Annotated in this window: 23 protein-coding genes; 15 read left to right on the forward strand and 8 right to left on the reverse strand. The window is 58.9% G+C overall.

From position 1 onward, the window contains the following. The first annotated feature begins 36 nt into the window (after window positions 1-36). The 6 genes from FS804_RS19595 (at window position 37) to recX (ending at window position 6,099) form a co-directional block, all read left to right on the forward strand. On the forward strand, window positions 37-1,053 hold the full coding sequence (locus FS804_RS19595) for an ABC transporter substrate-binding protein (RefSeq protein WP_144578569.1): 1,017 nt from the start codon (window positions 37-39) through the stop codon (window positions 1,051-1,053). Between the two features lie 91 nt (window positions 1,054-1,144). Continuing rightward, the gene (locus FS804_RS19600) at window positions 1,145-2,608 is read left to right on the forward strand and encodes an ATP-binding cassette domain-containing protein (protein WP_144578570.1); all 1,464 of its coding nucleotides are present in this window, start codon (window positions 1,145-1,147) and stop codon (window positions 2,606-2,608) included. Then, window positions 2,605-3,546 carry an ABC transporter permease gene (locus tag FS804_RS19605; RefSeq protein ID WP_144578571.1) on the forward strand — a complete coding sequence of 314 codons (942 nt, stop codon included), beginning with the start codon at window positions 2,605-2,607 and terminating at the stop codon, window positions 3,544-3,546. Before FS804_RS19600 ends, FS804_RS19605 begins: the two co-directional genes overlap by 4 nt. Further along, entirely contained in the window at window positions 3,543-4,490 is a 948-nt protein-coding gene (locus FS804_RS19610) for an ABC transporter permease (protein WP_144578572.1), read from the forward strand. Before FS804_RS19605 ends, FS804_RS19610 begins: the two co-directional genes overlap by 4 nt. A gap of 35 nt (window positions 4,491-4,525) precedes the next feature. Then, window positions 4,526-5,446, forward strand: a complete 921-nt coding sequence (locus FS804_RS19615; protein ID WP_144578573.1) for an SMP-30/gluconolactonase/LRE family protein — start codon at window positions 4,526-4,528, stop codon at window positions 5,444-5,446. Between the two features lie 62 nt (window positions 5,447-5,508). Continuing rightward, entirely contained in the window at window positions 5,509-6,099 is a 591-nt protein-coding gene (recX, locus tag FS804_RS19620; RefSeq protein WP_144578574.1) for a recombination regulator RecX, read from the forward strand. Between the two features lie 2 nt (window positions 6,100-6,101). On the opposite strand, the gene FS804_RS19625 is transcribed toward recX, so the two are convergent. The 6 genes from FS804_RS19625 to FS804_RS19650 form a co-directional block, all read right to left on the reverse strand. After that, complete coding sequence (locus FS804_RS19625) at window positions 6,102-6,500, reverse strand: cytochrome c family protein (protein WP_186376912.1); 399 nt, start codon at window positions 6,498-6,500, stop codon at window positions 6,102-6,104. 98 nt (window positions 6,501-6,598) lie between these two features. Next, window positions 6,599-7,126, reverse strand: coding sequence for a DUF992 domain-containing protein (locus FS804_RS19630; protein WP_063947108.1), 528 nt, complete (start codon window positions 7,124-7,126; stop codon window positions 6,599-6,601). A gap of 247 nt (window positions 7,127-7,373) precedes the next feature. Next, the gene (locus FS804_RS19635) at window positions 7,374-8,180 is read right to left on the reverse strand and encodes an ATP-binding cassette domain-containing protein (protein ID WP_144578576.1); all 807 of its coding nucleotides are present in this window, start codon (window positions 8,178-8,180) and stop codon (window positions 7,374-7,376) included. Between the two features lie 30 nt (window positions 8,181-8,210). Then, complete coding sequence (gene fhuB / locus FS804_RS19640) at window positions 8,211-10,175, reverse strand: Fe(3+)-hydroxamate ABC transporter permease FhuB (protein ID WP_144578577.1); 1,965 nt, start codon at window positions 10,173-10,175, stop codon at window positions 8,211-8,213. Next, window positions 10,172-11,074 (reverse strand): iron-siderophore ABC transporter substrate-binding protein, encoded by a 903-nt coding sequence (locus tag FS804_RS19645; protein ID WP_186376913.1) that lies wholly within the window; start codon window positions 11,072-11,074, stop codon window positions 10,172-10,174. Before FS804_RS19645 ends, fhuB begins: the two co-directional genes overlap by 4 nt. 29 nt (window positions 11,075-11,103) lie before the next feature. Next, the gene (locus FS804_RS19650; RefSeq protein WP_186376914.1) at window positions 11,104-13,272 is read right to left on the reverse strand and encodes a TonB-dependent siderophore receptor; all 2,169 of its coding nucleotides are present in this window, start codon (window positions 13,270-13,272) and stop codon (window positions 11,104-11,106) included. A gap of 88 nt (window positions 13,273-13,360) precedes the next feature. On the opposite strand from FS804_RS19650, the gene FS804_RS19655 reads away from it, so the two are divergent. The 4 genes from FS804_RS19655 (at window position 13,361) to FS804_RS19670 (ending at window position 18,314) form a co-directional block, all read left to right on the forward strand. Further along, on the forward strand, window positions 13,361-14,332 hold the full coding sequence (locus FS804_RS19655; protein ID WP_186376915.1) for a LysR family transcriptional regulator: 972 nt from the start codon (window positions 13,361-13,363) through the stop codon (window positions 14,330-14,332). Window positions 14,333-14,569: 237 nt separating this feature from the next. Next, complete coding sequence (locus FS804_RS19660) at window positions 14,570-16,237, forward strand: phosphoethanolamine transferase (RefSeq protein WP_144578581.1); 1,668 nt, start codon at window positions 14,570-14,572, stop codon at window positions 16,235-16,237. 65 nt (window positions 16,238-16,302) lie between these two features. Further along, window positions 16,303-16,956, forward strand: a complete 654-nt coding sequence (locus FS804_RS19665) for a response regulator transcription factor (protein WP_144578582.1) — start codon at window positions 16,303-16,305, stop codon at window positions 16,954-16,956. A gap of 20 nt (window positions 16,957-16,976) precedes the next feature. Further along, entirely contained in the window at window positions 16,977-18,314 is a 1,338-nt protein-coding gene (locus FS804_RS19670; RefSeq protein ID WP_144578583.1) for a HAMP domain-containing sensor histidine kinase, read from the forward strand. Between the two features lie 54 nt (window positions 18,315-18,368). On the opposite strand, the gene FS804_RS19675 is transcribed toward FS804_RS19670, so the two are convergent. Beyond that, a complete protein-coding gene (locus FS804_RS19675; protein ID WP_186376924.1) occupies window positions 18,369-19,673 on the reverse strand; it encodes an MFS transporter in 1,305 nt (434 codons plus the stop codon). Between the two features lie 291 nt (window positions 19,674-19,964). On the opposite strand from FS804_RS19675, the gene FS804_RS19680 reads away from it, so the two are divergent. From FS804_RS19680 to iolG, 4 genes are all read left to right on the forward strand, one after another. Further along, window positions 19,965-21,068, forward strand: a complete 1,104-nt coding sequence (locus FS804_RS19680) for an RHE_PE00001 family protein (protein ID WP_144578585.1) — start codon at window positions 19,965-19,967, stop codon at window positions 21,066-21,068. A gap of 227 nt (window positions 21,069-21,295) precedes the next feature. Continuing rightward, window positions 21,296-21,526, forward strand: coding sequence for a helix-turn-helix domain-containing protein (locus FS804_RS19685; RefSeq protein ID WP_063947097.1), 231 nt, complete (start codon window positions 21,296-21,298; stop codon window positions 21,524-21,526). A gap of 229 nt (window positions 21,527-21,755) precedes the next feature. Next, window positions 21,756-23,000 (forward strand): adenylate/guanylate cyclase domain-containing protein, encoded by a 1,245-nt coding sequence (locus FS804_RS19690; RefSeq protein WP_144578586.1) that lies wholly within the window; start codon window positions 21,756-21,758, stop codon window positions 22,998-23,000. A gap of 240 nt (window positions 23,001-23,240) precedes the next feature. Continuing rightward, on the forward strand, window positions 23,241-24,233 hold the full coding sequence (gene iolG, locus FS804_RS19700) for an inositol 2-dehydrogenase (RefSeq protein ID WP_144578588.1): 993 nt from the start codon (window positions 23,241-23,243) through the stop codon (window positions 24,231-24,233). A gap of 14 nt (window positions 24,234-24,247) precedes the next feature. Here iolG and FS804_RS19705 read toward each other — a convergent pair whose 3' ends face one another. Then, a complete protein-coding gene (locus FS804_RS19705; RefSeq protein WP_144578589.1) occupies window positions 24,248-24,493 on the reverse strand; it encodes a hypothetical protein in 246 nt (81 codons plus the stop codon). Between the two features lie 44 nt (window positions 24,494-24,537). Between FS804_RS19705 and FS804_RS19710 the strand changes: the two genes are divergently transcribed. Further along, window positions 24,538-25,419, forward strand: coding sequence for a DMT family transporter (locus tag FS804_RS19710; protein ID WP_144578590.1), 882 nt, complete (start codon window positions 24,538-24,540; stop codon window positions 25,417-25,419). Window positions 25,420-25,442 lie beyond the last annotated feature (23 nt).

Here is a 25,442-nt window from a genome sequence, read left to right on the forward strand (position 1 = left end):
GGACCCCGAAAGGGCAAGCCACCAGGGAGGAAATCAATGGCTTTCAGAAAGATGCTTCTGGCATCGGCCGCTGTCGCATGCGCAGCCCTGCCGATCACCGCACATGCCGATACGTCGGCCAAGAAAATTGCGCTTTCAAACAATTACGCAGGCAATTCCTGGCGTCAGGCGATGCTGACCAGCTGGGACAAGATCACCAAGCAAGCCGTCGCCGACAAGCAGGTGGCCGCAGCCGACGCCTTCACGACAGCAGAAAACCAGGCGACCGAACAGGCAGCCCAAATCCAGAACCTCATCCTGCAGGGTTATGACGCCATCGTCATCAACGCCGCTTCGCCGACCGCGCTTAACGGCGCGGTGAAGGAAGCCTGTGATGCCGGCATCACCGTCGTGTCTTTCGATGGCATCGTCACCGAGCCCTGCGCCTGGCGCATCGCGGTGGATTTCAAGGCGATGGGTGCAAGCCAGATCGACTACCTCGCCAAGGCCATGCCGAAGGGCGGCAACCTGCTCGAAATCCGCGGTCTCGCCGGTGTTTCCGTGGATGACGAAATCCATGCCGGTATCGTCGATGCCGTTGCCAAGAACCCGCAGTTCAAGATCGTCGGTTCGGTCAATGGCGACTGGGCACAGGATGTCGCCCAGCGCGCCGTCGCCGGTATTCTGCCGAGCCTTCCTGAAGTCGCGGCCGTCGTAACCCAGGGCGGTGACGGTTATGGTGCGGCACAGGCTTTCGCCGCTGCCAAGCGCCCGACACCGACGATCGTGATGGGCAACCGCGAAGACGAGCTGCAATGGTGGAAACAGCAGAAGGATGCCAGCGGCTACGAGACCATGTCCGTCTCCATCGCTCCGGGCGTTTCGACGCTCGCATTCTGGGTGGCGCAGCAGATTCTGGATGGGAAGGATGTGAAGAAGGACCTGACGGTTCCTTTCCTGCGCATCGACCAGGCCAATCTTGAGGAGAACCTCAAGAAGACCCAGAAGGGTGGCGTTGCGAATGTCGAATACTCGCTTGAGGATGCCCAGAAGGTCATTTCCTCGGCGAAGTAGTCTGCGGTTCGATGCCGGACCCTGCGGCGCTTTCGAAACAAGCGCCGCAGTGCCCCACATATTCAATTTCAGATCACTGGCGCAATTGCTCATGAATGACATCATCGAGGCGGAAGAAGTCGTCGCCGTACGCGGCGTGAAGGTCGCTTTTGGCGCGGTCAAGGCGCTGGATGGGGCCGATCTCGTCATCCGTGCCGGGGAATGCCTCGGGCTCGTCGGCCATAATGGCGCGGGAAAATCCACGATCGTCAATGTCATCAATGGCGGGCTGACGCCGCATGAAGGCTCCATTTCCTACGGCAGTGACCATAACCGCCACGGCATCGCCGCCGCGCGTGCGAGCGGCGTGCGCTGCGTGTTTCAGGAACTCTCGCTTTGCCCGAACCTGACGATCAGCGAAAATGTCCGCATCATGCATGCCACTATCAGCGGACGAAACTGGCGCGGGCGCGCTCTTACCATGATCCGCCAGACGCTGGACGAGATTTTTCCCGGGCATGGCATCGATTGCGAACTGACGATTGCCGAGCTTTCCATTGCGGAGCGGCAAATGGTGGAAATCGCCATCAATTTCTGCCGCACACCTGAGGCCCCGAGGCTGGTGATCCTCGATGAACCCACCTCCTCGCTCGACGCCGGCCTTGCCGAACAATTGATGGATTATGTACGGCGTTTTGTGCGAACCGGCGGTTCCGTTCTGCTGATCTCGCATATTCTAGGCGAAATTCTTTCGACCGCCACCCGCATCGTCGTGATGAAGGACGGTCGCGTGGTGGCCAACCGGCCGGCGGGCGAATTCACCACGCGCACGCTGGTGGAAGCCATGGGCAGCGTCGTCAAGCCGCAGGACAGGCAGAAACTCGAAAACCGCAAGGCGGGCGAAAAAGTGCTGTCCATGCCGGCGCGCCGGGGCGAAGGCCTTGCCTTCGAGGCCTTTCGCGGTGAGATCATCGGCCTTGCCGGTCTTGGCGGCCATGGCCAGACCGAAGCGCTTCTCGAGCTTTACCTTGCCCGCAACAGCAGCTGGCTGCCGGCGCGCAAGACCGATATCGCCTTTGTCGCCGGTGACCGCAGCCTCAACGGCACCTTCCCGCTGTGGAGCATCCTCAAGAACCTGTCCATCGCCTCGCTCAGGGATATTTCATCCGCAGGCATGGTGGACAGGGCGAAGGAAACCGAACGCGGCGATCAGTGGAAAAAGCGCATCGAAATCCGCACGCCTGATATGGGCAACAAGATCCTGTCCCTCTCAGGCGGCAACCAGCAGAAGGTGCTTTTCGCCCGTGCGCTCGCCACCACCGCCAGCACCGTCTTGATGGACGACCCGATGCGCGGCGTTGATATCGGCACGAAACAGGAGGTCTACGATATCTTGAGAACTGAAGCCTCTCACGGCCGCACCTTCATCTGGTACTCTACCGAAATGGATGAAATCCGCCTTTGTGACCGGGTCTACGTCTTCCGCGATGGCGCCATCCAGGCTGAACTCGTCGGCGATGACATTACCGAGCAGAATGTATTGGCCGCCTCCTTTGCCGGAGAAGACCACGCATGAAACTCTCGGCAAACGCCCTCCGCCTCGTCATTCCCGCCGCCTCGCTCACTTTCCTGCTCGCCGCGGTCTTCTACATGCAGCCGCGTGCCATGAGCTACACCGGCATGAACCTGCTGTTCAATCTGGCGGTGCCCATCGCGCTCGCCACCATTGCGCAGATGCTGATCATGTCGGTCAACGATCTCGACCTGTCGATGGGCACCTTCGTCAGCTTCTGTGCCTGCGTCACCGCCACCTTCCTGCAATCGACGCCCCTGCTCGGTATTGCGATCTTTGCCGGAGCGATTGCGGTTTATGCTGTGCTTGGGGCCGTCATCCATATCCGCGCCCTGCCCTCCATCGTTGTCACGCTCGGCATGAGCTTCGTCTGGGGCGGCCTCGCCGTTCTTATTCTGCCTTCGCCGGGCGGCCAGGCCCCAGCCTTCATCCGCACCCTGATGACAGCGAAACCGCCTTTCTTGCCGATCGCGATCGTCGCCAGCATCCTGATTGCGGTGATCGCCCATTATATCGTCATGCGCTCCTCGTTCGGCGTGCTGATGCGCGGCGTTGGCGGAAATTTCCGCTCTGTCGAGCGTTCCGGCTGGTCGGTCATCGGCATCCGCGCCGCCACCTTTGCGCTGGCCGGTTTCTTCGCGGTGCTGTCCGGTATCGCCCTTGTGGGCCTGACGACATCAGCCGACGCCAATATCGCCCTGCGTTACACGCTGCTGTCGATTGCCGGTGTCATTCTCGGCGGCGGTGAATTCGTCGGCGGCAGGGTCTCGCCCATCGGTGCTGTCATCGGCGCTTTGACGCTGACGCTCGCAGGCTCCTTCCTGTCCTTCATGCGCATTTCGCCGGACTGGCAGATCGGTGCCCAAGGGGCGATCCTTATCATCGTGCTTGCACTGCGCATCCTGCTCAACCGTCTCGAAAAGCGGGAGAAAAACCAATGAATGGGCTCGCTTCCATCACCAGAAAACCATGGATCTGGTCTTTTGCCGCAACCGTTGCGGTGTGGATCGTCACCGTGCTCTTCACCGGCGGCGCAAGCTCCTTCGGCCTGTCGCATGCCGCCCTCACCTTCGCGGCGTTCTCCGTCATCGTCGGCATCGGCCAGATGTTCGTCATCACGCTTGGGCCGGGGAACATCGATCTCTGCGTTCCCGCGACGATGACGCTATCCGGCACGCTTGCCCTGAAATTCATGGATGTGTCGGACAGTCTCATCATGCCCGGACTGCTGATCGCCATTCTGATCGGCGTTGCCATCGGCATCGGCAATTATGCGCTGATCAAGCTCCTGCGCATCCCGCCGATCATCGCGACGCTGTCGATGAGCTTCATCGTGCAATCCATCGCCATCTGGTCAAACCGTGGTCTGCGCATCAAGCCGCCGGAAACATTGGCGACATTCGCGATTTCAAGCTCTTTCGGTATCCCGAACGTCGCGCTCGTCGCACTGTTACTCTCGGTCGTCGCCTGGCTCCTGCTCGACCGCACATTTTACGGACGCTGGATTTCCGCCATCGGTCAGAGCACCTTCGCTGCCCGCATGACCGGCATTCCCGTGGATGGCGCACGTTTCGTCACCTATGTGCTCTGCGCGGTGCTGGCGGCAATTGCCGGTTATCTGCTCGCCAGCTTCTCCGGAGGTGCGGCGCTTAACATGGGATCGGAATATCTGCTGATGTCCATCGCCGTCGTTGTCATTGGCGGCACGGCGGTCGCGGGCGGCGATTCCAATGTTCCCGGCATCTGGGGCGCTTCGCTCTTCATGTTCCTGGTGGTTTCGATGCTGAACACCTATGGTTTCGGCGCCGGCATCCGCCTCATCCTCACCGGCCTCATCATCATCTCCGTCATTCTTCTGGCGAGCGGCCGCAAGGCCATGCGCTGAACCCCGAACGACGAGCCTAAAAGCGGACCACGCTCATGACCACAGACAAGACCTCCCCTTACGAAATCCACGATGACCGCTTTCGCCATCTGATCGTCGGCAATGCAGAACTGGAAGAGCTTTATTCCCGCTGCCGATGGGCCGAAGGACCGGTTTGGTTTGCCGATCTCAACTGCCTGCTGTTCAGCGATATTCCCAATGAGCGGATCTTGCGCTGGGTGCCGAATGGCGGGATTTCGGTGTTCCGTCAGCCGTCCAACTTTGCCAACGGCAATACGCGCGACCGTCAGGGGCGGCTTGTTTCCTGCGAACATGGTGGCCGGCGTGTCACCCGCACCGAAGTCGACGGCTCGATCACCGTTCTCGCCGACAGCTACGACGGCAAGCGGCTGAACTCTCCCAATGATGTGGTGGTCAAATCCGACGGCAGCGTCTGGTTCACCGACCCGACCTACGGCATTCTTTCCGACTACGAGGGCTACAAGGCCGTGCCGGAGCAGAAGACCCGCAATGTCTACCGGCTCGATCCCGCCACCGGAAAGATCGACATCGCCGTCGATGACTTCGTGCAGCCGAACGGCCTTGCCTTTTCGCCCGACGAGACAAAGCTTTATGTCGCCGACAGTTCCTACAGCCACGATGTCTCCCGCCCCCGCCATATCCGCGTCTTCGACGTCGTGAATGGCATCAAACTCGCCAACGGCCGGGAGTTCTGCAATCTCGACAACGGCCTGCCGGATGGCTTTCGCCTCGACACGGCCGGCAATCTGTGGACAAGCGCGGGTGATGGCGTGCATTGCTTTGCGCCTGACGGTACGCTCATCGGCAAGATCAAGGTACCGCAGACAGTGGCGAACCTCACCTTCGGCGGCCCGAAGAAGAACCGCCTGTTCATCACCGCAACGAAATCACTGTATTCGGTCTATGTCGCCGCAACCGGTGCACAAACGCCCTGAGATCGGAAAAGACCGGTCTGAAAGGGCGTGGCAAGGTCGCTTCAGGGCGCTATAATTGCGCCATGAGCGACGATTCAGACCTGTTCCTGACTGATGACATGGAGTTCGACGGCGACAAACCCGCCGTTGAACCTACCAGCCGCATGCTGTCCTGGGCACGCAATTCCGCGCTCTACCGGCTGGAACAACGCATGATGACGGAGAAGCAACTACGCGACGCCATCATGCGCAAGGCGCGAGTGAAATTCGAGACTATAAGCACCGCCCAGGTAAGGGCGCTCGGCGATTTTGCGGTCCGTTTCGCTTACGACATCAAGGCGCTTGACGATACCGCCTTTGCTGAAATCACGGTGAGAAGCGGCCAGCGCAGTGGCAAATCGAAACGGGGGCTGGCGCAAAAACTCCAGTTAAAGGGGGTAGACCGGGAGACCGCTGCCGTCGCACTCCAGGAGACTGACGATCTTATCGCTGCCATCAGTTTTGCGAGAAAACGCGCATTTGGTCCCTTTCGTCGGGTCGAATTTGATGAGAAGCGCAAGGCAAAAGAATTTTCGGCCTTCGCGAGAAACGGTTTCAGCTTCGAAATCGGGGCGAAAGTTATGTCGATGACGACGGAAGAAGCAGAAAACATTTTATCCGAAGCACCGCTCTGACATTATTGCGGCAGCGGATGGGTCTTCAGGTACGCGATCAGGTCGGCGATATCGGTGTCGCTCCAAAGTCCGAAAAACCGCATTGCATTTCCAGGTATCGCCTTCTTTGGACTGGAGAGAAATTCCTGAAGCTCTTCCTCAGACCAGACGCGACCGGCCGCTCCAGCATCCTTCAGCGCCTGCGAATAATGGCCGTAGTCATTGACTGATGCGATCGGTCTGCCGACCACGCCCATCAGATGCGGCCCCATGCGTGTGCGCGGTGCGTCGATGCTATGGCAGGTGGAACAGCGGCTGAAAACCTTCTCGCCATGCGCGGCATCGCCATCTGCAAAGGCGCTCGCCGCAAGCAACAGGAAAAACGCGGCTGCGGCCGCAGCTTGTCTAGACATGGAAATCATGGCCCTGATCCTACAACGCCCTCTCCGTCTGACGACGAAGAGGGCGTGGTTTTGACATACGGCAGAATGCCCGGTGAGAGTAGCGGGCAATTTGCCGATTAGTTCATGGCGGTCAGCGTCACAGACGTACCGGTCGCTGCGAGGTTCAGACCAACCTGGCCGGTCACGCTGACCGTCTGCAGCTGGATGGAGCCGGATGTACCGCCTACGAGAACGTTGGTGCCGACGCCAAGACCGACGGTGACTTCAGCGGTTGCGCCCTGATAAAGGCCGCCGAGCGAGCCGCGATGGTAACCGGCGGTGGGAGCGAATACAGCCCAGACGAGACGACCCTGCGTGGTGAAACCGAGGTCAACGCCCATCTTGCGGATGGCGCCGGTATAGTGGTCGGTGCGACGCGCGCCGATCGTGGACTGGAAGGTGCAGTCCAGTTCCTTGGCAGAGCCGAGAACATAACCGACGCCGCCGCCGATATCGCAGGTGAGGTAGCCGATCTTCACGCCATTACGGTCGTCCTGCTCGCGAGGAGCGGGTTCATATCCTGCAAGGTCAGCAGCAACAGCGGAGGCTACTCCACCGAGGCCCATGGTCAATGCGGCAAAAGTTACGGCAACAGCCTTTTTCATTTGATCTTCTCCTGTTTTATTCTACCCGCAGCAGCCCTTCTTGCCCTCTCCGGATATTGAATTCCGCACTGTTAACGTTTGTTCCGAAAAATCGATCCAAAACAACTTAATTGGAGGCGATGAAAGCGGCGCGGTTAACAATGTCTGATCGGGCTAGGCGGCCATTAAGACATTGTTAGGGCGGCAAATGAGGGGGGATTTGCCGTTTAACACCCGTCGTTATCACCCGTTGTTTTGCTGCAACAACTCAGAGCGGCAATGCGACAGGAAAGCCCGTGGCTGGGTGGATCATGACATCCATGCTTACGCCGTAGATTAGCTCAAGCGTCTCCGGCGTCATGATCTCTTTGGGCGTTCCCCTGGCGATGAGATTGCCGGAATGGAGCGCAACGATCTCGTCGCAGAACCTTGCCGCCATGTTGACATCATGCAGCACAACGATAATGCCGAGGCCCTTTTCGCGGGATAGCCTCTGAACAAGTGACAGCACTTCGATCTGGTGCGCCATATCAAGCGCGGAGATGGGCTCGTCGAGAAGCAGGCTTTCGGCATTCTGCGCCACCAGCATGGCGAGCCACACACGTTGGCGCTCGCCGCCGGAAAGCGTATCCACCAGCCGGTCACGGAAGGCAACGGTATCTGTGAGCTCGATCGCTTCATCCACCTTGTCCTGATCTGCGCGGGTGAATTGCCCGAGCGCCCCGTGCCAGGGATAACGGCCAAGCGCTACCAGTTCCTTTGCCAGCATGCCGGAGGCGGCCGGTGTATATTGCGGCAGATACGCAAGCTTGCGCGCGAATTCGCGGTTGCCCCAAGCATTCAAGGGCTTGCCCTCGAACGAAACCCGGCCGGCCGTTGGCGCCTGGATGCGCGCCAGGATCTTGAGCAGCGTCGATTTTCCAGACCCGTTATGTCCTATCAGGCCGATAGTCTTGCCGGTTGAAAAACATGTCGTCAACGGCTGCAACAACGTCCTGCCCGGCACCGCCATGGTGACGCCATCAAGAGAAAAAAGCGGTGTATCTTGATCGACTGCCAGTGCTGCCTGACCCATGTTTCTCACCTCTATATATCGTTCAAAAATTCATCGCCTGCCCGACAGCCAGATCAGATAGGGGGCACCGGCGAGCGCTGCAAAAAGCCCAAGCGGCAGTTCATAGGGGAACGTCACCGTTCGCGCACCAAGATCGGAAAGCGCCATGAGCACCGCGCCGAACAGGAAGGAAGCAAGCAGGTGGCCGCGTGGCATCGTGAACCCGGCGCGCAGCGCAATATGCGGCGCCATTAATCCGACGAAGCTCAGCGGCCCGACGAGTAGCGAGGCAGCACCTGTGGCAATGCCGGCAACGGCGATCACCGCAATGCGTGCACCACTCAGCGGAAGGCCCAACGAGACTGGTACGTCACGGCCGAGGGGAAGGATCGTCAGCCATCGCGTCAACGACAGAGACGCGGCCAGAAGTACGGCGGACATGATCGCGAGAAAGACCGCCGATGCCGGGGTCGCCGTCGAGCCGGACCCGCTCAGCCAGGCGAGAATTTGCCAGGCACGCTGGTCGCCTATGGCAAGCAGGGCTGAAAGGACGGCCGAGCAGAGCGAACTGACGGCGATGCCGGCGAGCAGGATTTTTTCCGATGCAAGGTGGCGGCGCACGGCGAAGAACAGCACAAGGATCATGACCAGTGCGGCGCCTATGCCGGCGCCGCTAAACAGTTCGAACAATCCGGCTGCCGGAAAAATCGTAATGGCGGCAGCGAAGCCGAGGCCCGCGCCCCCACTAACGCCGATCACCTCCGGGCTCGCCATGGGGTTGCCGGTGAGGCGTTGCAGAAGTGCACCTGCCATCGCCAGAAGACCGCCCGCGGCCATGGCGGCCGCCAAACGCGGCCAGCGGAACGGCAAGAGGCTTTCAAGGTCTCCCGTCGTCAGCATTGTCCAGCCTTCAGGTCCCCTGCCGATAACAAGCCCTGCGAAAACCAGCACAGCCATCAAGACAAGCACCGGCAGGAGCGCCGCAAGCTGCCGTCTTTTTGCCGGCTCCGCCCCCTCGCCGCTGGTGACATCCGTCGGCCGGATTTTTGGAAGCAGCCAGAGAAGCAATGGACCGCCGATCAGCGCCGTGACTGCACCCGTTGGGAAAACCTCCGCCGTCGTGCTCGCCAGGAGCTGAACGAGACCATCGCAGAACCAGAGCAGCAAGCCGCCCAGAAGCGGCGACAGGAAAAGCACGGAGGACGAGCGGCGAACGCCAAACGCCCGGGTGAGTGCGGGCGCCGCAAGGCCAATGAAGCTGACAAGGCCGACTGCAGCAGCAACAAAGGCCGCCAGCATGACGGCAACTGCCGCGACCGCAAGCCTGACGGAAAAAAGCGATAGACCAAGGGACTGCGCGCCGTAATCGCCGAGCCCGAGAACCGTCAGCGGTCGGATCAACAGTGCGGTCAGCACAAGTCCCGCCAAAAGCTGGAAGCCCAGCAGGATAACGTTGGACCAGTCCTGCTGGCTAAGCGAGCCGCCGTTCCAGACGACCAACGACATGAGATATTCGCCCTGCGCAAGTGTGAGCGCCGCGGCAAGGGAGGCGGCGGTGATGCCGACCAGCAGGCCGGAGACCACCATCGTCACAGGCTCGAAGGAGCGCCGCCAGCCGAGAAGGAATACGATGCTCGCCGCCACCGAAGCTCCGGCGAGCGCCACCCACACTCGGTTACCGTCGAGAACAGACGGAAAGAACAGGGTGGCGATCACGATGGCGAGCTGGGCCCCAGCCGAGATCCCGAGCGTGGAAGGATCGGCGATCGGATTGCGCAGCAACTGCTGGAAAAGCGCACCCGAAAGACCCAGCATCGCGCCCGCCAGAATGGCGACCGCCATACGTGGCATCAGGCTGAAGGCAAGAATGACCTGATCCATCGACATGGAAGCGGCGTCGAAGGGCAGGCTTGGCCATGCATCGAAAGGCAGCCGTTGCAACCCGGCATGCAGCGAAAGAGCCGAGGCCAGAATGAAGATGAACCCCAGAAAAATCTGCAGTGGCCTCGCCGTCAAAGGCTGTCTCCCCTGGCAAGCATGGCTTCCGTCAAGAGCCGCGCGAAACGCCTGCCGGCAGTGATACCGCCATAAGGCGCGACATTGGCAAGTTCGACGACCCGACCGTCCCGCACGGCTGGCAAGGCCCGCCAGATGGCGCTATTTCGCAGGCTTTCACGCGCCTCTACCGGAATGTCGGAGACGATGACGATGCGCGCTTCCGGCGACGCTGCGAGATTTTCGATCGGCACGGGCGCTGCGAAGGTAAACTGCGAACGATTGACCCAGGCATTGGCCAGCCCCAGCCGGCCGAGAATGTCCCCGAACATGCTGTCCGAACCAAAAGCACGAAAATGCCTGGCATCACCGATATTGATGACGTAGGTCGGCCGCCCGGAAAAAGCCGCGAGCCGGGCGCGCATGGTTTGTAGCGCCGCTTCCGTCTCTGCGAGAACCCGTTTCGCTTCCTCCGTCCGGTCGAGTCTCTGACCAAGTGCCGTTACCGCCGCGAGCGCCTTGCCGAAGGGTGGCTCGCCTCTCACATAAAACGGCAGGGAGAAGACGGGGGCAATCGTCTCCAGCCTGCTGGTATAGCGGGTGTAGAAGGGCGATATCAGGATGAGGTCGGGTCTGGAGAGTTGCAAAAGCTCGAAGTTCGGGGCACCCCGAAGGCCAAGATCCGCGACGCTGCGAGGAAGTGTCGGCTCGACCGCGCCGGCCCTGAACTGAATCAGCTCCGTCGCCGCGACGGGCATGACCCCGAGAGCCACAGATGTCTCGAGCATCGCCCAGTCAATGGCCGCGATACGCGGCGTCGCAGCCGCCCGCGCCGTCCTCACGAAAGCCGACGCGGCGAGCAGACCTAAAAACTCCCGCCGTCCCCACAAAGGGGACATCCATCGATCCCTGCGTCCCATGCCCGTGCTGTTTCACTTTCGATATGGCGTTACCAACGATAGGTCAGCTTGCCCATGATGGTTCTGCCGTCACCGTAGTAGCATCCGAAAGTGGAGCAATTAGAAATATATTCTTTATCAGTCAAGTTTTGCACGAGAAGCGCAGCACGGTAACCATTCTTCTCATAATGCACACCGAGATCGAGAAGAGCGATGCCCTTCATCTCAAAGGCGTTTGCGGCATCGCCATAGCGCTTCCCGACATAACGGACACCGCCGCCGATGCCGAAACCCTCAAGCGCCGTATCTTCTGCAAAAGTGTAATCCAGCCAGAGACTCGCCGCATGCCGGGGGGTGCTATCAAGCTCCCTGCCGTCATTCACACGGCCGGAAACCTCGCTGTCCATGTAGGTGTAGGCCGCCCGCAGGTCGAGCCCGTCAGTAAGGCTTGCGACGCCTTCGAGCTCGAGGCCCCTCACATGTGCCTCGTCCATCTGCTGCGTCACGCCGCCAACGGTCGTGGTCACATTCTTCTGCTTCAAATCGTAGATCGCGGCCGAAAAGAACCCGTCAAACCCATCAGGTTGATATTTAATGCCCGCTTCCCATTGTTCGCCAGTGGTCGGTTTCGGCGCATCGCCGACAGCCGGCTGCGGCACGGGCTCGAAGGAGGTCGCGTAACTGACATAGGGGGCGATGCCGCCATCGAAGAGGTAGCTCACGCCGACGCGGCCTGTCAGTTTGTGATCATCCTTGTCGAGCGAGCGGTAGGTGGTGCCGTTGAACGTCGTGCCGCTGGTGCTTGCCCAATCCTGTCGCAGACCGGCGGTGATCCGCCAGTTTTCGATCGCCATCTCATCCTGCGCGTAAAGACCGATCTGGGAAATATCCGTTTTCACATCGGCATACAGTGTGCGCGCGGTGAGGCTGATCGGCCCGCCATAGGTTGGGTTGACTGGATTGAGCGGCGTTGCGGTCCAGAACTCTGTTTTGACGTTATTATCGAAATAGCGGTAGTCCAGCCCGACGAGCAACGTGTGGTCGATCGGTCCTGTGGCAAAATCGGCCTGCAGGCTGTTGTCGATGTTGAAGGTGTTCAACAGCTCGTCCTGGAACGTCGCGTTGCGGCGAATGAGGCTGCCGATCATTCCGCCGCCCGTCGAAGACGTGCCGAGCGCCCGGTAAGACCAGTCGAAATTCGAGTAACGGACATTCTGGCGGAACGTGAAGGTATCGTCGAAACGGTGCTCGAATTCGTAACCAATCGTCGCGAACTTGCGGTTTGACGTATCGAAGGACGGATCGCCAACGGAAAAGCTGCGATCCAGCATGTTGCCGGGCCTGAAGTAGGTGAGAGCGGCCGGAAGACCCGAGGGAGAACTTGGATTATCGTGCTGATACGAGGCGAGCACTGTGAGCTTCGTATCCTCGTCCGGCTGCCATGTCAGCGCCGGGGCGATGAAATAACGGTCGTTTTCCAGCCCGTCCGTCTGAAGATGGGCATGTCGTGCAACGCCCGTCAGGCGATAGGCAAAAGTGTCACTCTCCCCAACCGGACCGCCAATGTCGAACATCGACTGATATTGATCATAGCTGCCGACCTGCGCGCCAACTTCGCCAAAGCGCTCGAATGTAGGCCGCTTGCTGATAAGATTGATGAGACCGCCGGGATTGCCCTGGCCATAAAGGACTGAAGCCGGCCCGCGGATGACCTCCACCCGCTCAAGCCCGTAGACTTCGTAAGAGGGCGCACCAGCCGTGCGCATCAGCCGCAGGCTATTCAAAAACTGCAGCTGATTGCCCTGGAAACCACGAATGCGAGGTGCGTCGAAACGCGGATCAGCGCCAAACGGCTGCGCGACGACACCCGGCACATAATTCAGCGCTTCGCTGAGATTACGGACATTCTGCGCATCCATCTGGTCTCTGGTGATGACGGATACCGATTGCGGCGTTTCGATTAGCGATCGTCCCGTTTTGGTGGCACTGGCGCTTGACTTCGCCACGTAACCTTTGAGCGGCGCCTTTGGATCCTGAACGCTCGAACCATCGACGGTTATGGTCTGCAAAACTGTCGATGCGGCTTCCTGGGCAAGCGCGGCCTGATTGACGAATGCCGCGCAGGCAATGGCGGCGCACCCGCCCATCAAAATGGAGATGTGTTTCGTTTTTTTTTGCACGCCAAGACCCTTCATCATCCGCTGCTGCCCAAGCGGCATCCTTTCTGGAGAATTCCAGTCATCTTATTACGCAAGCTGTCGAGCGTGATCCAATAAGTGAAACAAGATTTTTTCATCATTATTGATTATGAAATTTGGCCGCGATAATAGTCTGGAATTATTCAAACGGCACTTGGAAGGCCACACCGTGGGCAGGAAACCGGCAAGCAGGACGGAGTCGTTTGAGCTGCGACATCTGCGCTACTTCACCACGCTGGTGGATGAGCGGAATTTCGAACGGGCGGCCGCCCGTCTGGGTATCGCTCAACCGGGTCTAAGCCAGCAGATCATGGCGCTGGAGCAAATCGTCGGGATGCCGTTGCTGGACCGTACACGCCGTTCGGTGAAGCTGACGACACCGGGTCAGCTTCTCTATGAGGATGCACGTAAAATTCTTGGCAGTGCCGAGGCAACGCTTGCGGCGCTAAAGCGTGTCGACCGGGGCGAAACCGGTCGCATTTCCATCGGTTATGTCGCCTCTGCGGCCTATTCCGGCATGATGATACAGGCCATTACCAGTTTTCGTGCCTCCCATCCCGATGTAGAGCTTCAACTGACGGAGATGGAAATGCGTTTGCAGCTCGCCAATATCGCGGATGGCAATCTGGACGTTGCCTTCATCCGCCCGCCCGCACCCGTTCCGGAAGGTGTCACGACACATGTCATTCTGCGCGAATCGCTGATGGCAGCACTTCCCGAAAGCCACCCCGCGGCCCATGCGCGACAACTCGATCTCAAGTCCCTCGCCAACGAAACGTTCATAACTCCCAGACAGCCACCAGATGTCGGCTTTCATCACAACACGATCGAAGCCTGCCACGAAGCAGGCTTCCAGCCACGTATCAGCGCAGAAGGACGGGACTACACGACCATCGCCAGCCTTGTGGCCATCGGCCTTGGCGTGGCACTGGTGCCGCGCTCGCTGGAGTGTCTGCGGTTGCCCGGTGTGCGCTACGTTCCGCTTCCAGCAAGCGCAATCACTTCGGATCTCGCCATCGCCCACCGCAAAACTGAAGCCTCTCCTGCTGTCAGGGCTTTCATTCTCCATACCCGCAGTTGAGGCGAGAGCGCCCAGCCATCGGCTGGACATTCGCGTCTCACTTTAATCGTACCCGATAGAAGTCGCTCGGATCCGCGACGTGCAGCTTCGTGCCGATCTGGCCGTGTGACGCTTTCATGACAAGCTTTCAGGTTGATGTCAGCAAAATCATGCATCCGCCATTGATCGGCCGGTGCGGATGCATGGACGATGGCATTTTCGCCATGTCCCATCGCCGCCCGCCCACTCTGAAATCTGGTGGATCTTGCATTGGCACTCTTTACGGCGAAAGCGACGGGAACAACGACATATCGTCCCGAAATCGGCAGCGTATCACTCAGCCTGCTGACGGCGGCCTATCTGCTGTTTTTTGCGAACCGGACGTTCTGGTCGAAGGTCGATACCTATCTCTCCGCCTATCCGGTGGCCATCGTCGCGCTTTATGGCGCGATGTTCGCGCTTTTTGGCGCGCTGATCATCATTTTTTCGGCAAAATATATCATCAAGCCCTTTCTAATCGTCCTGATTTTCGCCTCGGCCGCGGCGTCCTGGTTCATGGATCGTTATGGCATCGTTATTGACAGCGATATGATCCGCAACGCCATGGAAACGACGCAGGCAGAGGCCGGCAACCTGATCACGCCCGGTTTTCTCTGGCATATGGCGATTTTCGGATTGGTGCCGTCTCTCGTCGTGATCATCGTTCGCGTCAGGCACCGGCCAATCCTCGAAAAGCTTCTGTGGAACACGATCAGTATCCTGGTCTGCCTCACCATCGCCGGCATCATCAGCTTCGCCAATTCCAAGACCTTCACCACCGCAATCCGCCAGCACAAGGACATCGTCAAAAGCGTCAATCCCCTGTCGCCGATCATGTCGACTGTCCATTATTTCACGCAGGCCGGTAGGGAGGTCGATATTCAGGTGAGCCCGCTTGGCCAAGACGCCAGGGTCCTCCCTGCTCTCGGCGGCATTCATAAACCGCGTGTCACCGTCATCGTGGCCGGTGAGACGGCGCGCGCTGCAAATTTCTCGCTCAACGGGTACGGGCGTGAAACCAATCCGGAGCTTGCCAAACGGAACGTGGTCTATTTCCCGAACACCACCAGCTGCGGCACCGCGACGGCAATTTCCATTCCCTGCATGTTCTCAAAATTCCCAAGGTCGCAATATAGCCACAGCAAGGCGCTCGCCAATGAGAACGTCATGGATGTTCTCGTTCACGCCGGCATCGGGGCGACGTGGCTTGACAACAATACCGGCAGCAAGAACGTCGCCGACCGCATCCCTTATTTCGACCTGCCTTCGACCAATGACAGCCGCTTCTGCACCGGTGGCGAATGCCGCGACGACATCTTCTTCGACAAGCTCGATGCCTGGCTCAACAACGTCACCAAGGACAGCGTGATCGTGCTTCACCAGATGGGCAGCCATGGACCCACCTATTACCTGCGCTACACCGATGAATTCCGGAAATTCACACCCGATTGCCGCACCGCCGAGCTCGGGAACTGCTCTGACACGGAAATCGTCAACTCTTACGACAATACCCTTCTTTACACCGACCACTTCCTGTCAACCGTGATCGACAAGCTGAAGGCCCGGTCGGACAAGCTGGCGACAGGCATGATTTACGCCTCCGACCACGGCGAATCCCTGGGCGAAAACGGCGTTTACCTGCATGGCGCACCTTACCTTCTGGCGCCAGACCAGCAGACCCATGTGCCGTTTCTGGTCTGGTTCGATGACGATTTCGCCAAATCGATGGGTCTCGACAAGGCCTGTCTGGCAAAGAGTGCCGCAGAAGGCGGACGCTCGCACGATAATTACTTCCACAGCATCCTTGGCATGATGAACGTCTCCACATCGGTCTACGATCCCTCGCTCGATGTCTTCGGCGGCTGCACCCAGCGTCAGAACAGCTAAAATACGGTGCTTGACGCTTATCCGGGGAAAGAGATACGCAAGACGAAGCGATAGAGGGAGCTGTCTTGCGGGTTCTGCTTGTTGAAGACGATCATGTGCTGGGAGAAGCGCTGCGGGACCATGTCGCGGCGGCGGGCCACGCTGTCGACTGGTTCAAAACACTCGGCGATGCCACGGCTGCGACGCTGACGATGGATTACGGGCTCATCCTGCTCGATATGCGCCTGCCGGACGGCGAAGGGATCACCCTCTTGCAAACACTGCGTCAGCGCGACGACGCGACGCCTGTGATCATTCTGACAGCTCACGACCAGGTTTCTGACCGCATTGCCGGCCTGAATGCCGGGGCGGACGACTATCTCGTCAAGCCCTTCGATCTCAATGAACTTTCAGCGCGCATGCTGGCCGTGTCCCGCCGCTACGAAGGACGCTCCGCACCTGTCATCCGTCTGCCCGGCATTGAGATCAACCAGGTGGCACGCAATATCACGGTCGATGGAACGGCTCAGACGCTCAGCGCCCGCGAATGGGCCGTGCTGGAAAAATTGGTAGAGCATCCGGGCGCCGTTGTTTCGAAGGCGCAACTCCATGATACGCTTTACGAATTTGGCGCGGAAATAGAAAGCAACACGGTCGAGGTCTATATCAGCCGGCTGCGCAAGAAAATCGGCCATGACCGCGTGGAGACCGTACGCGGCGTCGGCTACACCATCAAGTAGACGAACCCAGGCAGAAACACATGGCCAGACCGACCAGCATGACGCGCAGACTTGTGACGGCGCTGACAAGTGTTGTTGCCATATCCTGGCTGATCGCCTGCGGCCTGGGCATCATGGTAATGCAGGACGAGTTTGCCGAGATTTTCGATGCGGGCCTTGAAGAGACGGCGGAAAGGTTGCTGCCGCTTTTGCTCGACGACCTGCGTGAAAACAATACGGCGCCAGCTGCGCAAAAACTGAACCAGTCGGCGGAAGGCGCCGAATATCTGACCTATCAGGTTCGCGACCGCGAAGGTCAGGTCGTGCTGCACTCGCACGACAGTTCGACCGAGCCTTTCGAGGTCTCCCTTGATGCCGGTTTTTCGGAAACGTCCTCGCAACGCATTTTCACCGTCATATCGCCTGATGGAAATTATTTCCTTCAGGTCGCCGATGCCTTTACCAATCGCCGCGAAGCGATCGTGGAGGCGGGCAGCGCATTGGTATTGCCCGTCCTCATTCTCATTCCTGCCAGCATTATTGCTGTTATCGTCGTGGTGCGGCGCGCCCTGCAGCCGGTGCAGACGTTGCGAGATGAGATCGGCAAGAAGGACGGCGGCAATCTTGCGCCGCTCGCGACGCAACCCTTCCCACCGGAACTGCATCCGATTGCACGATCGGTCAACCTGCTGCTTGGGCGGTTGCGTTCCACGATCGACGCGGAGCGGGAATTCACTGCCAATAGCGCCCACGAACTGCGCACGCCGATTGCGGGCGCTCTGGCGCAGGCGCAGCGGCTTCGTACCGATATCCCCCCGGCGCTTGCGCCACGTGTCGAAAACATCGAGATATCCCTTCAGCATCTTGCCCATCTGGCTGAAAAGCTGCTTCAGATGTCGCGGGCCGAAGCCAGAATCGGCCTGACCGACAAGACAAGCGATCTCATTCCCGTCCTCGAACTGATCATTGACGATATGAGCAGAACGGCGATCGGGGTGTCGCGCATCCGCTTCGTCAATCGCTGTGAGGGCGGCCTGTGCGGCAGGATCGGCCCGGACGCCTTCGGCATCATCATCCGCAATCTTCTCGAAAATGCGCTGATCCACAGCCCGACGAAAAGCCCCGTTCAGGTCTTCGCGGAGGCAGACGGCACGATCCGAGTCGTCAATGCCGGAGCGGCCGTCGACCCCGTCCTCTTACCCAAACTGACGACACGTTTCACCAGAGGCCAGACCGCGGCAGACGGCACCGGGCTTGGCCTTGCCATCGTCAAAAGCCTTGTCGAACAGACCGGCGGGACGCTGACGCTGTCGTCACCAGCCACCGATCAGCAAGACGGTTTTGAGGCGAGGGTTGCCATCCCCGTCGAGGCCACCTGACTCTCGAAAAAAAGCCCCGCCGGTAAGGCAGGGCTTTGGCGAGGTTGCGGCAATTCAATCCTCGTGGATGTGGCTGTGGTCGCGCGTATCGCGCATCTTCACGTAAACGACGAGCGACAGCGCGATCATGATCGTCACGTACCAGAAGAACCAGTTTTCATGGCCGATCTGCTTGAACTTGAGGGCTACAAACTCGGCCGTTCCGCCAAAGATGGTGTTTGCCAGTGCGTAGGGCAGCGCCACGCCAAGCGCACGTATATGGGCCGGGAACATTTCGGCCTTCACGACAGCATTGATGGAGGTGTAGCCCGTGACGATCAAAAGCCCGACCAGAACAAGAACGAAAGCCATGATGGGATCGGTTGTCGCCGCCAGCGTGCTGAAGATCACGTAGGTAAACAGGGTACCGAGAATGCCGAATCCCACCATCAGCGGTTTGCGGCCGATCTTGTCCGACAGTGCGCCGGCAAGCGGCTGGCACAGCATGAAGACGAATAGTGCCGCCGTGGTGATTTCAGTGGCGCTTTCCTTGCTGAAGCCCGAGGTGTTGACGAGGAACTTCTGCAGATAGGTCGTATAGGCGTAGAAGGCGAGCGTGCCGCCTGACGTTAGCGCCATGACCATAAGCGCCTCCTTCGGATAATGCTTGAATAGCGCCCAACCGCTGGACTTCGGCTTGTCGGCAGCGCCGGTCTTGGCATTTTCGAAGGATTGCGTCTCGGCAAGGCCGCGTCTGATGTAAAATACCGCGATAGCCAGGAGGCCGCCGATGAAGAAGGGGATGCGCCACCCCCAGGAGCTGAGTTGCTCCGGGGTCAACACCCGCTGCAAAACCAGAAGAACGGCAAGCGCGAGAAGCTGACCGGAGATAAGCGTGACATATTGGAAACTGGAGAAGAAACCACGGCGATTTTTGCCGGCCATCTCGCTGAGATAGGTAGCGCTTGCACCATATTCACCGCCGACGCTGATACCTTGCAGAAGACGGGCGAAAACCAGGATGGCCGGTGCCGCGATACCGATGGTATCATGACCGGGGGTGATGGCGATCAGCAGCGAGCCGAGGCACATCAGCGTGACAGAGAGCGTGAGGCCCGCCTTGCGGCCTTTGCGGTCCGCATAGGTCCCCATGAACCAGGCACCGATTGGCCGCATCAGAAAACCGACGGCGAAAACGGCGGCAGCGCTCAGCAATTCTGCCGTCTGATTGCCGGAGGGAAAGAAGACCGGCGCAAAATAAAGGGTGAAGGCCGAATAGACGTACCAGTCATACCATTCGACAAGGTTGCCCGCCGAACCGCCGATGATCGATTTCAAACGGGTTTTCTGATCCGGCGCGGCGGCGGGACCATTTGCCATAATATTCACGTGTAAACTCCAATTCATCTTCGTCTGGAGAAGGAAGGGCGAACGGAAGGTGTGATAATTTGTCGCTCTTGGCCGGGGTATATACCCGCCATGCTGCAATGCGCAAGTTTACGCTGCAACGCAGCATGAGATTTGTCTGGTCATGATACGCCACGTCTCCACCTTTTCCACCCTCAGAACGAGGTTTCTACGGCGAAGCACGCGTCATGTTAGCGTAAAAAACCACACGGCGCCGTTCTGGACCGCCTTGTAAGGCATGCGGGCTTAAACTAAAAAATATCAATGATTTACGATATATCGGATATCCAGATCGAAAAGCTGCTCATTGCCGCCGCCCGCGCGGGCGAGGCTCTGGCACGGCTGGATGAGCGGATTGACCGGTCGCCGATGAAACACGGTTTCATCGAAAGGCAGGATTTCACGGATGCCGTCTCATCCATGTGGGTGGATGGCGAGCTCGTGCATATGGAAGACCTGGTACTTCATGACGCGCATATGGATGTGCGCGCGCCGACCCATGAAATGACGGCAGCGCACCGGATTCTTCGCGCGCGGCGGCTAATCTTCGCCAATGCAGGCGGGTGGGCCTTCAGCGCTGCGGGTCTTTCAAAATTGCGTGGCAGAACAAGTATCGTTGAAGAGGCGGCACCTCCCAGGCAGACACATGACCAAGCAGACGCTGCCGCTGCCGATCGCGATGCATCCTTGGAGGGCGCCTTCTCAGAGCTCGACGCTCTGCTTGCCCGCACCGCGGCGACACTCGATGCGATGACCACTACCAACAGGCCTCCGATGATGCACAGGGAGGAAAGCCATGCGATCATCAACGAACCCGACTGGGATGAAGACGAACGGCTGAAAGAATGGTGGGGCGTGCATGCCCGCTCGGAAGAACTGCCGCCTATTCTTCGCACCGCCATATTGCTCGACGCCTGGAACATGATCGAGGTTCTGCAACGCAGCCCTTGGCTCGGGCGGCTTCTCGCCGCCGCTTTCCTGCGGGACAGCGCGGTGACGCCCGATCACCTCCCTGCCCTCAGCGCCGGACTGCGCGCGGTTCCACGGGAGCGCCGTCACGTCCGAAACCAGACGCAGCGTCTCGTCGCTCTTCTCGATAGCTTCTATGAAGCAGCGCAGGCAGGATTGAAGGAGCACGATCGGCTGGCCCATGCTCGCGAGCGGATGATGCGCAAGCTCGCGGGTCGCCGGTCCTCCTCGCGGTTGCCTAATCTCGTCGATCTCGTCGTTTCACGGCCCGTGGTTTCGGCCGCCATGATCGTCAAGGAACTCGGTACCACGCCGCAGGGTGCAATCGGGCTCGCCAACCAGCTGGAACTAAGGGAAGTTACCGGGCGCGGACGATTTCGTGCCTGGGGCATGCTATGAGCGGCGTCTAAAACATTTATTTTCAGTCTTTTTCCGAAATCTAGCGTCGCGAAAATGCGGCGATCACGAAACTTAACAAAATTTAACTATTGCGTAGGTGGGTGAAGCCGCTATGTTCCTCGCTGCGTTGCAGCACTGTTTTTTCTCCGGCAACGCGGTCGCATTCGGTCCCGGCAACTTTTTTCCGCCGCCCGCATTTAAGTGTCCATTCTGAGGGAGATGCAATAATGACTATTTCAATCTCACACCCCGATTCCGATCAAGAAACCGACGCTCCTTTTGCAAAGAAAGTTCTCGCGGCACGTCATCTCGCCGGCTATACGGTCGAACAGCTTGCCATTACCTGTGGCCTGACCACCAGCGAAATCCACGCGCTTGAAGATGGCACAGACAGCGATCCGCTACGCATCCGCCGAGTTGCCGCGGCTTTGCAGATCCCTGTCGAGACCGTTATCTAATCCACTCGCGGTCTTCTCACCATCAGCGCCGCCAGGGAAAATGCTCTTGCGAGCATCCGGGCGGCGCACGCGACCTAATGAGTGTCACCTTTCCCGAAAGTTTTTCCGCGTTCGTCTCTTAACATTTTCGTTATCCGCCACCACATGGGTTCCACGAGCGACCGTGGCTGCCGAAGGGCTGCATGGCCCGCGCTTGTGCGAGAGCAGCAACAACCTCCGGAACCCCGCCATGGCACTCATTCTCGATACCGAAGAACCGGTTTCTTCAGCGCTGGATCGACTGTGGCCTGCGGAGAAAACGGAAATCCTCGACTGGCTCGTCACCGGAACCAAGGGCGAGCGTTTTATCGATGAAATTTTCGTTGAACTCTGCGACCGGCTGCGCGCAGATGGCATATCGGTGGCGCGGGCCGCGCTGATTTTCCGCATTCGTCATCCCCAATGGCTTGGTGCGCGCATCCTGTGGAAAGCGGGCGTGGCTTCCGCCGAGATCGTCACCTATGGTTACGGTGCTGAAAACACACCCGAATATCTCAATAGCCCCATCAACGACATTCATCAGGGTGCAGCCGAAGTACGCCACCGCTTGAATGAAGGACACGGCGACGATGCCGGCTACTCCATCTATGAGGACCTGCGTGCGGAAGGCCTGACGGATTATTGCGCCTGGCCTATCGAGCACACTTTCGGCAAGCGCCACGTTGCCACATTTTCCAGTGACAGGCCGGGCGGTTTTTTGGACAGCGAAATCCTCGCTTTGAAAAACCTGCTTCCGGCGCTCGCGCTCGTCAGCGAAATACGCTTGAAAAACCGCATGACGCGCACTCTGCTGGAGACCTACGTAGGTCCGCATGCGGGCGAAAAAATCCTCAATGGCGCAACGACACGCGGCAGCGGCATGACGGTCGGCGCCGCCATCCTGATCTGCGACCTGCGCAACTTCACCCATATTTCTGACCTCTGGCCACGCGATGACGTCATCGAACTGCTGAACGGCTATTTCGACGCCATGTGCGATCCTATCGAGGAATTTGGCGGCGAAATCCTGAAATTCATGGGCGACGGGTTGCTTGCCATCTTCCCGCTCAGTGATCCCAATGCCTGCGCGAACCTCCTGAAAGCCATCGCCAGCGCGCAGAAGAGCCTCGCCGCGCTTAATGAAATCAATCGGCGTAAAGGCCACGACCACCTCGGTTATGGCATCGGCGTGCATGTCGGCGACGTCATGTACGGCAATATCGGCTCCAAGACACGTCTTGATTTCACGGTCATCGGCCCAGCCGTCAATATCGCATCGCGGCTTGAAACACTGACCAAGGAGACAGGGCGCAACGTGCTCTTTTCCGAGGAATTCGTCCGCATGGCCGGCCATAAGGAAAGGCTTGAAAGCCTTGGCCCGTGGCTGCTGCGAGGCCTCGAGACACCCGTCGAAGTCTATGCTCTTTCACCGCACGCCGACGCGACATCCGACTGAACCCTTGCCCGCCATTGACCTGAGGAAACCCGTGCTCGCCCGATCTGAGGCGAAGGCGCTGTGTGGCCATCAGCGCGTGAACGTGCCTTGTCTGTCCGGTGTGCCCCACTGTCAAAACGCTTGACACATCTGCGATGTCGAACTAGCAAAATAGAACATATATTCCATATTGAAATGTCGCTTGCATTCATATTCTGTCTTCCCGGGAGTGAGGGACGGGTATGAGAAACCGGAGGAAAGATGGTTACGAAATTGGCACTGCTCGGCGCTGGACGGATAGGCAAGGTCCACGCCAAGGCGATCACGACCGACAGCCGGGCGCAACTGGTGGCCGTGGTTGACGCCATGCCCGGCGCTGCGGAAGCGATCGCCAGGGAAGCGCAGTGCAAGGTCAGCACGATCGATGAGGTTCTCGCCGATAAGACGATCGACGCGGTCATCATCTGCACGCCCACCAATACCCACGCTGACCTGATCGAGCGCTTTGCGCGCGCCGGCAAGGCAATCTTCTGCGAAAAGCCCGTCGATCTGGATGTCGCCCGCGCGGAAGCCTGCGCCAAGGTGGTCGAAGAGACCGGCGCGAAAGTGATGCTTGGCTTCAACCGCCGCTTCGACCCGCATTTTCAGGCCGTTCACAAGGCCATCGAAGACGGCCGCATCGGCAAGGTGGAGATGGTCACCATTACCAGCCGCGACCCCGGCCCGCCGCCAGCCGAATATATCAAGGTTTCCGGCGGTATATTTCGCGACATGACGATCCACGATTTCGACATGGCCCGTTTCCTGCTGGGCGAAGAAGTGGAAAGCGTGTTCGCCACAGGCTCCGTTCTCGTTAACCCGGAGATCGGCGCACTCGGCGATTTCGATAGCGCCAGCATCATTCTGACGACGAAAAGCGGCAGACAGGCAATCATCTCTAACTCTCGTCGCGCGACCTATGGTTACGACCAGCGCATCGAAGTGCACGGCTCGCTCGGTTCGGCAGCGGCCGAAAACCAGCGCCCGGTTTCCATCGAGATCGCCAATGCGGACGGATACACCCGTCCACCGCTGCATGATTTCTTTATGACACGCTATACGGCTGCTTATGCCGCCGAAATCACCGCCTTCATCGACAGCATCGAAAACAACGTCGCGCCCTCACCCTCCATTAGGGACGGCCTGACCGCATTGAAACTCGCCGATGCCGCCCTGAAATCGGTGGCCTCGAAAGCAGCCGTGACGATTAGCTGAGACCGTTCTCATCTTCAGCCCGGTTTTGTCCCGCGATTCTTGAGCGGGACAAACACAATATCCGGCCTCAGGTCGTCCGCTGAATTTGCCGTCGCTCTTAAAGCAGGCGAAAATGCACAGATGACGCGCACAGCATCAGCCAAAGCCCGCAGATCGGCTTCTAAAAAGCCGATGCCCGCCCTTGCATGGCTGCCATTTGAAAAATAAGGTTGTCTGACAAGCTGGAGCCATTTCATATGGCAGTAGCCAGCCTCACCCATGCCTTATTCTCTTTTGCCGGCAATCGCCGGATAGCGATTTTCTGATGCCATCAGCCAGGACCGGTTTTCTCTACGCGCTTGCAGCATTTACGATTTTTGCAGCACAGGACGGCATATCGAAACATCTGGGAACGGCCTATCCTCCCGTTTTTATCGCCATGCTGCGATATTGGGCCTTCGCCCTGTTCGTTCTTCTGATGGCGGCAAGATCGGCAGGCGGCATCCGCGGAGCTGTCATGGCCAACCGCCCGTGGCTTCAGATCAGCCGCGGCGTGCTTCTTGCCGTCCAGATCGTTTTTTCGATCTTTTCATTTGCGATTGTGGGCCTTGCTCACAGCCATTCTATCATTGCTTCAGCACCGCTCATCGTTGCAGCGCTTTCCGTGCCGCTGCTCGGCGAAAAGGTGGGGTGGCGGCGATGGTGCGCAATTTTTGTCGGCTTCATCGGCGTTCTCGTCATTCTGAAACCGGATGGCGAAGGCTTCGACAAAACGCTCCTCATCACTTTCGTCGCGGCCTTCATGCTTGCGCTTTATGGCGTTCTGACGCGCCTCGGCAGCCGCAGCGATACGGCCATGACGAGCTTCTTTTATACGGGCGTAGCTGGCGCGGCAGCGCTGACGATGGTTGGACCCTTTTATTGGGTCAATCTCGCGCCCTATGACTGGATCTGGATGCTGGCGCTCTGCATCACCGGTATGAGCGGCCATTATTGCCTCATCCGAGCATTCGAACTTGCGGACGCCGCCTCCGTGCAGCCCTTTTCTTATTATCAGCTCGTGCTTGTCTCCATCATCGGAGTCGCTGTTTATGGAGAGGTCGTAACGCCGAACATGGTCATTGGAGCGGCAATCGTCATCGCCGCCGGCCTTTTCACCATCTGGCGTGAGCACGTAACCGGCAGGAAAGCCCGCCGGAAAGCTTGAGTGTCTCGGCTCTCTCAATCACG

Source organism: Agrobacterium sp. DE0009, from assembly GCF_007680755.1.
Taxonomy (GTDB): Bacteria; Pseudomonadota; Alphaproteobacteria; order Rhizobiales; family Rhizobiaceae; genus Agrobacterium; species Agrobacterium tumefaciens_B.

Excerpts from the sequence above, each read along its gene's own strand:
- FS804_RS19595 (WP_144578569.1), top strand. The coding sequence starts at position 37 with ATGGCTTTCAGAAAGATGCTTCTGGCATCGGCCGCTGTCGCATGCGCA.
- FS804_RS19600 (WP_144578570.1), top strand. The coding sequence starts at position 1,145 with ATGAATGACATCATCGAGGCGGAAGAAGTCGTCGCCGTACGCGGCGTG.
- FS804_RS19605 (WP_144578571.1), top strand. The coding sequence starts at position 2,605 with ATGAAACTCTCGGCAAACGCCCTCCGCCTCGTCATTCCCGCCGCCTCG.
- FS804_RS19610 (WP_144578572.1), top strand. The coding sequence starts at position 3,543 with ATGAATGGGCTCGCTTCCATCACCAGAAAACCATGGATCTGGTCTTTT.
- FS804_RS19615 (WP_144578573.1), top strand. The coding sequence starts at position 4,526 with ATGACCACAGACAAGACCTCCCCTTACGAAATCCACGATGACCGCTTT.
- recX (WP_144578574.1), top strand. The coding sequence starts at position 5,509 with ATGAGCGACGATTCAGACCTGTTCCTGACTGATGACATGGAGTTCGAC.
- FS804_RS19625 (WP_186376912.1), bottom strand. The coding sequence starts at position 6,500 with ATGATTTCCATGTCTAGACAAGCTGCGGCCGCAGCCGCGTTTTTCCTG.
- FS804_RS19630 (WP_063947108.1), bottom strand. The coding sequence starts at position 7,126 with ATGAAAAAGGCTGTTGCCGTAACTTTTGCCGCATTGACCATGGGCCTC.
- FS804_RS19635 (WP_144578576.1), bottom strand. The coding sequence starts at position 8,180 with ATGGGTCAGGCAGCACTGGCAGTCGATCAAGATACACCGCTTTTTTCT.
- FS804_RS19645 (WP_186376913.1), bottom strand. The coding sequence starts at position 11,074 with ATGGGACGCAGGGATCGATGGATGTCCCCTTTGTGGGGACGGCGGGAG.
- FS804_RS19650 (WP_186376914.1), bottom strand. The coding sequence starts at position 13,272 with ATGCCGCTTGGGCAGCAGCGGATGATGAAGGGTCTTGGCGTGCAAAAA.
- FS804_RS19655 (WP_186376915.1), top strand. The coding sequence starts at position 13,361 with ATGAAATTTGGCCGCGATAATAGTCTGGAATTATTCAAACGGCACTTG.
- FS804_RS19670 (WP_144578583.1), top strand. The coding sequence starts at position 16,977 with ATGGCCAGACCGACCAGCATGACGCGCAGACTTGTGACGGCGCTGACA.
- FS804_RS19675 (WP_186376924.1), bottom strand. The coding sequence starts at position 19,673 with ATGGCAAATGGTCCCGCCGCCGCGCCGGATCAGAAAACCCGTTTGAAA.
- FS804_RS19680 (WP_144578585.1), top strand. The coding sequence starts at position 19,965 with ATGATTTACGATATATCGGATATCCAGATCGAAAAGCTGCTCATTGCC.
- FS804_RS19685 (WP_063947097.1), top strand. The coding sequence starts at position 21,296 with ATGACTATTTCAATCTCACACCCCGATTCCGATCAAGAAACCGACGCT.
- FS804_RS19690 (WP_144578586.1), top strand. The coding sequence starts at position 21,756 with ATGGCACTCATTCTCGATACCGAAGAACCGGTTTCTTCAGCGCTGGAT.
- iolG (WP_144578588.1), top strand. The coding sequence starts at position 23,241 with ATGGTTACGAAATTGGCACTGCTCGGCGCTGGACGGATAGGCAAGGTC.
- FS804_RS19705 (WP_144578589.1), bottom strand. The coding sequence starts at position 24,493 with ATGGGTGAGGCTGGCTACTGCCATATGAAATGGCTCCAGCTTGTCAGA.
- FS804_RS19710 (WP_144578590.1), top strand. The coding sequence starts at position 24,538 with ATGCCATCAGCCAGGACCGGTTTTCTCTACGCGCTTGCAGCATTTACG.